Source organism: Mesorhizobium sp. M7A.F.Ca.CA.003.01.2.1 (genome assembly GCF_003998945.1).
Lineage (GTDB): Bacteria > Pseudomonadota > Alphaproteobacteria > Rhizobiales > Rhizobiaceae > Mesorhizobium > Mesorhizobium ciceri.
This window is the reverse complement of sequence record NZ_RZRA01000310.1, coordinates 1-5,576: the sequence shown is the minus strand read 5'-3', so window position 1 is coordinate 5,576 and position 5,576 is coordinate 1. Positions and strand designations below refer to the sequence as shown.

Annotated in this window: 9 protein-coding genes; 2 read left to right on the top strand and 7 right to left on the bottom strand. The window is 65.0% G+C overall.

The features are described from left to right. The coding region (locus tag EN969_RS14530; protein ID WP_127419202.1) for an ATP-binding cassette domain-containing protein at positions 1 to 234 on the bottom strand (234 nt) is incomplete at its 3' end. Next, the gene (locus EN969_RS14525; protein WP_063170339.1) at positions 231 to 1,130 is read right to left on the bottom strand and encodes an alpha-D-ribose 1-methylphosphonate 5-phosphate C-P-lyase PhnJ; all 900 of its coding nucleotides are present in this window, start codon (positions 1,128 to 1,130) and stop codon (positions 231 to 233) included. The genes EN969_RS14530 and EN969_RS14525, both read right to left, overlap by 4 nt. Positions 1,131 to 1,195: 65 nt before the next feature. Here EN969_RS14525 and EN969_RS35280 point away from each other — a divergent pair, with 65 nt between their 5' ends. Beyond that, entirely contained in the window at positions 1,196 to 1,405 is a 210-nt protein-coding gene (locus EN969_RS35280; protein ID WP_063169036.1) for a hypothetical protein, read from the top strand. Between the two features lie 2 nt (positions 1,406 to 1,407). Here the strand turns inward: EN969_RS35280 and fosX are convergent, their stop codons facing one another. The 4 genes from fosX to phnG are packed head-to-tail and all read right to left on the bottom strand — an operon-like array spanning position 1,408 to position 4,010. After that, a complete protein-coding gene (gene fosX, locus EN969_RS14515; RefSeq protein WP_063169035.1) occupies positions 1,408 to 1,827 on the bottom strand; it encodes a FosX/FosE/FosI family fosfomycin resistance hydrolase in 420 nt (139 codons plus the stop codon). Beyond that, positions 1,824 to 2,936, bottom strand: coding sequence for a carbon-phosphorus lyase complex subunit PhnI (locus tag EN969_RS14510; protein ID WP_063169034.1), 1,113 nt, complete (start codon positions 2,934 to 2,936; stop codon positions 1,824 to 1,826). Before EN969_RS14510 ends, fosX begins: the two co-directional genes overlap by 4 nt. A 1-nt stretch (position 2,937) precedes the next feature. Beyond that, positions 2,938 to 3,549: a phosphonate C-P lyase system protein PhnH gene (gene phnH, locus EN969_RS14505; protein WP_127419201.1), complete on the bottom strand. Its 612-nt coding sequence runs from the start codon at positions 3,547 to 3,549 to the stop codon at positions 2,938 to 2,940. After that, positions 3,549 to 4,010: a phosphonate C-P lyase system protein PhnG gene (gene phnG, locus EN969_RS14500; protein ID WP_063170338.1), complete on the bottom strand. Its 462-nt coding sequence runs from the start codon at positions 4,008 to 4,010 to the stop codon at positions 3,549 to 3,551. The genes phnH and phnG overlap by 1 nt, the downstream gene beginning before the upstream one ends. A 132-nt stretch (positions 4,011 to 4,142) precedes the next feature. On the opposite strand from phnG, the gene phnF reads away from it, so the two are divergent. Next, positions 4,143 to 4,892, top strand: coding sequence for a phosphonate metabolism transcriptional regulator PhnF (gene phnF / locus EN969_RS14495; protein ID WP_063170337.1), 750 nt, complete (start codon positions 4,143 to 4,145; stop codon positions 4,890 to 4,892). A 77-nt stretch (positions 4,893 to 4,969) separates the two neighbouring features. Here the strand turns inward: phnF and EN969_RS14490 are convergent. After that, positions 4,970 to 5,576: zinc-binding dehydrogenase (locus tag EN969_RS14490; protein WP_164758256.1), on the bottom strand; the 607-nt coding region annotated here is incomplete at its 5' end.

Here is a 5,576-nt window from a genome sequence, read left to right as displayed (position 1 = left end):
CATGCGGTAGAGCTCGCGGAACTGGCCGTCGCGCATGCGGTAGCTGGCGGTGCCGGAGCTCGGCAGCAGCCGGGTCGACAGGCAGTTGAGCAGCGTCGTCTTGCCGGAGCCGGATTCGCCGACGACAGCCAGGACTTCGCCCGGCCACAGGTCGAAGGAGACGTTGTCGCAGCCGACGCGCGAACCGTAGAATTTAGAAAGTGCTGCGACACGCAGCAGCGGTTCGTCGGTCATTGCGCCGGCTCCCTTGTTCCCGAGGCAAGATGGTTTTCCGGGGCAAGATGGCCGCGATAGCCGTCCGCTCGCCGCTTCTCGCAATGGTCCGTGTCGGAGCAGACGAACATGTGGCCGCCATGGTCGTCGAGGATGACTTCGTCGAGATAGACGTTCTCGGCCGCGCACAGCGCGCAGGGCTGGTCGAAGGTCTGGACCTCGAACGGATGATCCTCGAAGTCGAGGCTGACCACTTCGGTGAAAGGCGGCACCGCGTAGATGCGCTTTTCGCGGCCGGCGCCAAACAGCTGCAGGGCCGGCGAGCGGTGCATCTTGGGATTGTCGAATTTCGGCGTCGGCGAGGGGTCCATCACATAGCGGCCCTCGACCTTGACCGGATAGGCATAGGTGGTGGCGATGCGGCCGTGCTTGGCGATGTCCTCGTAGAGCTTGACGTGCATGAGGCCATATTCCTCCAGCGCGTGCATTTTGCGCGTTTCGGTCTCGCGCGGTTCGAGGAAGCGCAGGGGTTCGGGGATCGGCACCTGGTAGACCAGCACCTGGGCCGCCGTCAGCGGATGCTCGGGAATGCGGTGGCGGGTCTGGATGATTGTGGCGCTGGCAGTGTCGGTCGTCACCGCGACATTGGCGACCTTCTTGAAGAAGGCGCGGATCGACACCGCATTGGTGGTGTCGTCGGCGCCCTGGTCGATGACCTTCAGCACATCGTCCGGGCCGATGATCGAAGCGGTGACCTGGACGCCGCCGGTGCCCCAGCCGTAGGGCATCGGCATTTCGCGCGAAGCGAACGGCACCTGGTAGCCGGGAATGGCGATGCCCTTGAGGATCGCCCGGCGGATCATCCTTTTGGTCTGCTCGTCGAGATAGGCGAAGTTGTAGGTGGCGATGTCGGTCATGGCGATCACATCCACATTGTGCTATCGAATTGGCGTCCAGGACGCGGATACAGGGGCGAATTCAGATGAACTCGACCGGATGGATGCATCTCGGAATTCTGTTGGTGGTGTTCGCCGGCGTCGTTCTCTTCTTCCTTCGGCGCATGATTCTGCCCGGCCCCAAAGAAGGCTCTCAAGGTGAGTCCGTGGGCGTCGGCAATGGTGATTACTCCGGGTATGACGGCTATGGCGGTCATTCCCACGATGGTGGCGGCCATGGTGGCGTCGGGCACTAAATTCATTCCGCAGCCTCCGATCCCCTGGCATAGCGCGCCAGCCGCTCATTGAGCGTGCCGGTGTGCAGTTCGAACATGTGGTTGTCTTCGTCGTAGAAATAGATCGAGCGGCCTTCACCCTCGACGCGCGGGCGCGGCGGGCGCATGTCGAGGCCGAGCCTGCCGATGCGCTCGGCATAGCGGTCGAAATCGGCGTCATCGATCTTGAAGGCGATGTGGTTGTAGCTGCGCTCCGGCAAGGGTTCGCCCTCCATGATGGCGACCCAGATGTCACCGATCAGGAAGAATTTTTCGGGCGACAGCGAGAACTGCCTGGCGTCGCTGACATAGACTTCGCGTGCGTCGAATACGCCCTCGAGGATTTCGGTCATCCGCTCGAGATCGCGGACGATGAAGGTCATGTGGGAAAGGCCCTCGATCATTCCGCGGCCTCCCGCTTCTCTTCGACCTTCACGGGGTTTTGGCGGGCGTCATATTCGGCACGCATGCGGCGCACGAGATCGAGTTCGGCCTGGAAATCGACATAGTGCGGCAGCTTCAGATGCTCGACGAAGCCGGTCGCCTGGACATTGTCGGAGTGCGAGATGACGAACTCCTCGTCCTGGGCCGCGGCGACGACATCCTCGCCGAGCTCCTTCGCGCGCAGCGCCCGGTCGCAGAGTGCCACGGCCATCGCCTTGCGTTCGCTCTGGCCGAAGACCAGGCCGTAGCCGCGGGTGAATTGCGGCGGCGCCTTGGCCGAGCCTTTGAACTGGTTGACCATCTGGCATTCGGTGACGCGGACAGTGCCGAGCGGCACCGAGAAGGGCAGTTCGGGCACGTCGAGCTCCAACTCGACTTCGCCGATGCGGATCTCGCCGACGAAGGGGTGGTTGCGGGCATAGCCGCGCTGGGTGGAATAGCCGAGCGCCAGCAGGAACCCTTCATCGCCGCGTGACAGCGCCTGCAGGCGGATGTCGCGCGCCATCGGGAATTCGAGCGGCTCGCGGGTGATGTCGCCGGGGACATGATCCTGCGGCATGTCGCCATCCGGTTCGATCAAGCCTTCGCGGGCGAGGATCGCCGAGACGCGCGGCATGGCTTGCGCTTCCGTGTCGCGCAGCAAGGGCTCGGCGACATCGGCGCCGGCGGCAAGCTCGGGATCGAGCAGCCGGTGGGTGTAGTCGAAGGTCGGTCCGAGCAACTGGCCGCCGGGCAGATCCTTGTAGGTCGCCGAGACGCGCCGCTCGACCAGCATGTTGGCGGTGTCGATGGGCCTGGAGTAGCCGAAGCGCGGCAGCGTGGTGCGGTAGGCGCGCACCAGGAAGATCGCCTCGATCATGTCGCCGCGCGCCTGGACGATGGCGAGCGCGGCCAGTTCACGATCATAGAGCGAGCCTTCGCTCATCACCCGGTCGACGCCGAGCGCCAGCTGCTCGACGATCTGGTCGAGACGAAGGGCGGGCACCGAACGGTCGCCACGCCGGCGGTCGGCCAGCAGGCTGTGGGCGTTGGCGATTGCCGCTTCGCCACCTTTTACCGCGACATACATCTTACGCCTCCATCGTCTTGATGCGCGTCGTGCGCGGTAGGCAGGCGATGCCGCCTGATGTGGCGAGGATGATGTCGACGCCGCGCGGAAAGCGCTTGATATTCTGCTTCCACTGCTCGACGAAATGGCGTGGCATCTGCGCCGGCGCGATCGTGGCGCTGGTTTCGATGCCGGGACCTTCGAGCAATAGCGGCGTGCCGGAGACCAGATCGCTGACCTGCAGGATCAGCGTGGTCGAGCGGTCGGGATAATCCTGCGTGCCCTGCGAAAAGCCATCGAGCGCCATCATCTCGGCAGGTGCTGCGACCAAGGCGAAATGCGCATCGGCCGGTGTGTTGGCCAATGGCGCGCCGGTATGGAACCCAAGCCACGATCTGATCGCGGTGGAGGCCTGCAAAGCCGGGTCGAGCCAGAGCGGCGTGTCATTGTCGCACAGCGCCAGTGCGATGGCGCCGGCGGTAGCCGAGAGCGGCACCGGCGGGCGGGCGAAGGCCCGCAGCGGTTGCACGCTGCCCGGCCGAGCCATTGCGTCCATCACGGCGCGGAACACGGTCTGGGCGTTGAAGACCGGATCGGCGAACCCGCCCTCGATCGATTGCGCTGCAATGTCCATCAGTCTTCTCCGCGAACCATGGTGAAGAAATCGACCTTCGTTGCCGCCGTCTCGGCGCGGCGTTTTTCGTGCGCCAAGGTCAGAGCCGACCGCAGAGGCGCTATCAGTCCGGTCTCGACCTCATTGCGGCGGGCAGGGTCCTGCCATAGGGCGTCGGCGATAGCCGCCAGCTTCGCCTTCTGCTTGTCGCGGCCAAGCGCATAGCAATGGCCGACCTGTCCGGTGGGTAGCCTGACCGTGGCGCGGGTGACGGTCGCCTCGCCGACATTGAAAGGGGCGCCGCCGCCGCCGATGCGGCCGCGCAGGGTGACAAGGCCGGTTTCGGGGCCGCGCAACAGCTCGGCGTCCGAAGGCAGTCCGGCCTCATTCCAGAGCCGTACGATGTCATCGCCGCTGGATTGCGTAAGGGTTGCCATGGCGGCTTTGCGCTCGGCCTGGTCGCGGGCTTCCTGTCCTCGCATCAGCAGCATTCCTCTTTGTTAATTTGTCTATTGATGTAGACAACTATACAAATTATATCTATTATCTAACGCGTGTCCATGACGGGTGGATGACAGCGATAGAAGACTGGGCGCTGGAAGGTTGGGGCAATGATGGTCGGGCGGCTGTTAGCGGACAGCATCGAGCGGCGCAGTGGCGTTTCGCTGTGGCGGCAGATCGCCGACAAGATCCTACATGCGATCGCCATCGGCGATTTCACGGAGAATGCAGCGCTGCCGCCGGAGGTGGCGCTGGCAGAACGCTATGGCGTCAACCGTCACACGGTGCGCAACGCCATATCAGCCCTTGTAAGGGAAGGCGTGCTGCGGGCCGAGCAGGGGCGCGGCACCTTCGTACTGTCGCGCAAGCGGCTGTCCTATCCGATCGGGGCGCGCACACGTTTTTCGACAGGGCTGCAAGGGCAAACGACGGAACGGCACATCGTCCTGCTCGCCTCGTCGGTCGAGCCGGCCAGCCAGCGCGTCGCCGAGGGACTGGGTCTTCCCAAGGGAGCCGATGTGATCCGGTTGGAAACGCGCGGCGAAGCCGACGGACGGCCGGTGTCGCGCGCTGCCGGCTGGTTCGAGGCCCGGCGCTTTGCCGGCATCGATGCCGCGATGGGGGAAACAGGCTCGATCACCGCATCGCTGGCGCGGTTCGGCATAGACGACTATCTCAGGCAATCGACCGTGCTGTCGGCGCGCCATGCCGATGCGGCGGACCTTGCCGACCTCGACCTGCAGCCGGGCGCCATCGTGCTGGTCACGGTTGCCGTCAACGTCACGCCGGACGGCCAGCCGATCCAGTTTTCCGAGTCGCGCTTTCCGGCCGAACGGGTGGAGCTGAAGCTGTCGGCGCTGTAGGGAGTGCCCGGCCCAGCTCGGCCGCATTCACTTGCCAGCGGCGGCGCATTTGAGGACCGGCTTCGCCGCCTGCCATGTTATAACCCCACCTCGATCACAGCCTTGATCAGGCCGGATTTCTCATGCGCCCAACGAGCCAGATCGCGCGGCGTGGCGGCGAGTGTGGTGCGGTGTGTGACGAGCTTGGCCAGTGGTACGGCCCCGTTGCGGATCGAGGCGGCGACATGGTCGAAGTCGGCGCGCAGCGCGTTGCGGCTGCCGATCAGCGTCATCTCGCGCTTGTGGAATTCCGGATCGGAAAAGCTGATGTCGTCCTTGACGACGGAGACCAGCACCAGCGTTCCGCCATGCGCGACATGGGCGAAGGCCGACTGCACCGACTGGGTGTTGCCGGTGGCGTCGAAGACCACATCGAAGCCTTCGCCTGATGTCGCTTCCCTGATCAGATCGGGCACCGCGCCGCGCGAGCCGTCTAGGGTCTGGAAACCAAGCTCGTTTCCAGCGAAGGCGAGCCTTTCACTGCTCATGTCGAGCAGCGTCACGTCGAGCCCGGCGATGCGGGCGAAGATGGCGGTGCCGAGCCCGATCGGGCCGGCGCCGATGACCAGCGTGTGGGCGCCGGGGTCGGCGCGGGCGCGCCGCACGGCATGCGCGCCGATGGCCAGGAACTCGACGGCAGCGGCG